This window comes from Micromonospora sp. ALFpr18c (assembly GCF_008868155.1).
Taxonomy (GTDB): Bacteria; Actinomycetota; Actinomycetes; order Mycobacteriales; family Micromonosporaceae; genus Micromonospora.
Map to the genome: position 1 here is coordinate 1 of NZ_WBKR01000356.1, position 2,394 is coordinate 2,394.

Here is a 2,394-nt window from a genome sequence, read left to right on the forward strand (position 1 = left end):
GGGTCAGCGTGGGTTTGTGGCTAGCTTGGCCAGATTGTCCAGCTGGTGGGGGTCCGACAGGGCTGAGCCCACTGCCGCTACCCGTACGCCCGCGTCCAGGAACGCGGCGGCGTTGGCCGCGTCCAGGCCGCCGGTGGCGACGAAGCGCAACTGTGGCAGCGGGCCCGCCATGGCCGTGAACCACGCCGGCCCGAGGGAGATCGCGGGGAACGCCTTGAGCCAGGTGAGGCCGTGCCGCAGCGCCTGCTGCGCCTCGGTCGGGGTGGCCACGCCGGGCAGGTGCGGCAGACCGCGCGCGGCGGCGGCGTCGGCGATGGCGAGGTCGAGGCCGGGCGCGACGGTGAACGCGGCACCGGCGTCGGCCGCCGCCGCGACCTGACCCTCGTCGAGCACGGTGCCGGCACCCACGATTCGACCACGTTCGACGCCCGCCTGGACTGCGGCCCGCAGCGCCGGCACCGCCTCGGGGGTGGCGACCGGGACCTCCACCACGTCGATGCCGAGATCCCAGGCGCGCTCGGCGAGCCGGACGGTCTCGGCGACCGGCAGGCCGCGCAGGATGGCCATCACCCGGGCGCCGCCGAAGATGTGGTCGAAGTCCGCTGTGGTCATGGTGCACTCCATCCGAGGTCGTGGGAGATCTGCCGGGTGGTGGCCCGCAGTCGGGGTAGCAGGCGGCGCAGGTCGGCGAGGGTGGCGACCACGGTCGGCGCGGTCACCGACACGGCGGCGGTGACCGACCAGTCGGCCTGCCGCACCGGCGCCGCCACGCAGGTGATCAGCGGCTCGAACTCGCCGTCGTCGGCGGCCCAGCCCTGCTCGGCGACGGTCGCCAGCTCCGCGCGCAGGGCGGCCGGGTCGCAGATGGTCCCCGGGGTGTACGCCCGCAGCTCGCCGCCGTCGACCAGCCGGGTCAGCCGGGGCTCCGGGCTGTACGCGAGCACCACCTTGCCCACCCCGCTGGCGTGCAGCGGCGCGGTGCGGCCGATCCGTGAGTACATCCGCACCTGGCCACGCGCCTCGATCTTGTCCACGTAGACGAGGTCGTCGTCGACGAGCTGGGCCAGGTGGATGGTGTGCCCGCAGTCGCGGCCGAGCGCCGCCAGGTGCGGACGGGCCACCGTGCGGACGTCCAGCGAGTCCAGTGCCTGCTGGGCGAGACCGATCAGCCGCAGGCCCACGGTCCAGCCGCCGTCGCGGCGACGCGCGAACCCACCCGCCTCGAGGGTCTGCAACAGGCGCAGCGCGGTGGACTTGTGCACGCCCAGGTCGGCGGCCACCTCGCCGAGCTGGGCCGGCTCCCGTGCCAGCAGTTCGAGCACGCGCATCGCCCGGTCGACGCCCTGTGACACGCCTCAGCCCTCCGCCGGCGCGCCGGCCAGGTCCAGTGGGGACCAGGTGTCGTCGGGGGCGTCGAGCAGCCGTTCGAACCACGACCACGCCGGCAGTGGGGCGTTGTCGCCGATGCTGCCCAGCACCTGCGCGGCGACGAGGTGACCGAGGCGCAGCCGCCGCGTCGGGTCGAGGCCGCGCAGCAGCCCGGCCAGGTAGCCGCCGGCGAACGCGTCCCCCGCGCCGACGGGCTCCACCACCGCCACCCGGGGCGCCGGCACGAACACCGGCCCGGCGTCGCGGCGCAGGGCGGTCGCACCCAGCGCGCCGTCCTTGACCACCACCGTCTCGGGGCCGGGCAGCAGTCGGCGTACGGCCGCCGGATCGGTGGTGCCCCACAGGGCGTACGCCTCGTCCTGACCGACGAAGACGAGGTCGCTGCGGTCGGCGAGGTCACGTAGCACCGGCGCGGCCTGCTCGGCGGGCCAGAGCCGGGCACGGTGGTTGACGTCGAAGCTGACCAGCGCGCCCGGCAGCGGCCGGTCGGTCACCGCGTGCTCGGCGAGCGCCCGGCAGGACGGGGAGAGTGCCGGAGTGATCCCGGACAGGTGCAGCACCCGGGCGCCGGCGAGCCGGGGGTCGGCCAGTGTCCCGGTGTCCATCCGGGAGGCCGCCGAGCCGGCCCGGTAGTAGTGCACGGCCGTTCCGGCCGGACCGGGGTCCTTGACATACAGCCCGGTGGGGGCGGCCGGGTCGACGGTGACGTGGTCCACGCGTACCCCGGTGGCGGCGACGTGCCGCACGACGGCCCGACCGAACGGGTCGTCACCGACCCGGCTCACCCACGCCGCGCAGTGCCCGAGACGGGCCAGGTAACCGGCCACGTTGGACTCCGCGCCACCGACCGACACGGCGACCCGCTCGGCGTCCTCCAGCGGCTCACCGGGTGCGGGGCAGAGCACCACCATGGTCTCCCCCACCGTCGCCACCTCGACCGGGGGTGAGCCGCCCGGGGCGCCGGCACGAACACCGGCCCGGCGTCGCGGCGCAGGGCGGTCGCAC

The 2,394-nt window shown here is 75.8% G+C and carries 3 protein-coding genes; all 3 read right to left on the minus strand.

All coding sequences use genetic code 11. From position 1 onward, the window contains the following. Positions 1–3: 3 nt before the first annotated feature. Genes F8271_RS30960 through F8271_RS30970 form a run of 3 tightly spaced genes read right to left on the minus strand, consistent with a single transcriptional unit; the run spans position 4 to position 2,321 of the window. Positions 4–612 carry a bifunctional 4-hydroxy-2-oxoglutarate aldolase/2-dehydro-3-deoxy-phosphogluconate aldolase gene (locus tag F8271_RS30960; RefSeq protein ID WP_151493330.1) on the minus strand — a complete coding sequence of 203 codons (609 nt, stop codon included), beginning with the start codon at positions 610–612 and terminating at the stop codon, positions 4–6. Beyond that, positions 609–1,352 (minus strand): IclR family transcriptional regulator, encoded by a 744-nt coding sequence (locus F8271_RS30965; protein WP_151493331.1) that lies wholly within the window; start codon positions 1,350–1,352, stop codon positions 609–611. The genes F8271_RS30960 and F8271_RS30965 overlap by 4 nt, the downstream gene beginning before the upstream one ends. 3 nt (positions 1,353–1,355) lie before the next feature. Beyond that, positions 1,356–2,321: a sugar kinase gene (locus tag F8271_RS30970; protein ID WP_225854888.1), complete on the minus strand. Its 966-nt coding sequence runs from the start codon at positions 2,319–2,321 to the stop codon at positions 1,356–1,358. Positions 2,322–2,394 lie beyond the last annotated feature (73 nt).

What these genes read in the sequence shown, in the direction of transcription:
- F8271_RS30960 (WP_151493330.1), bottom strand. Translation starts at nt 612, where the DNA reads ATGACCACAGCGGACTTCGACCACATCTTCGGCGGCGCCCGGGTGATG.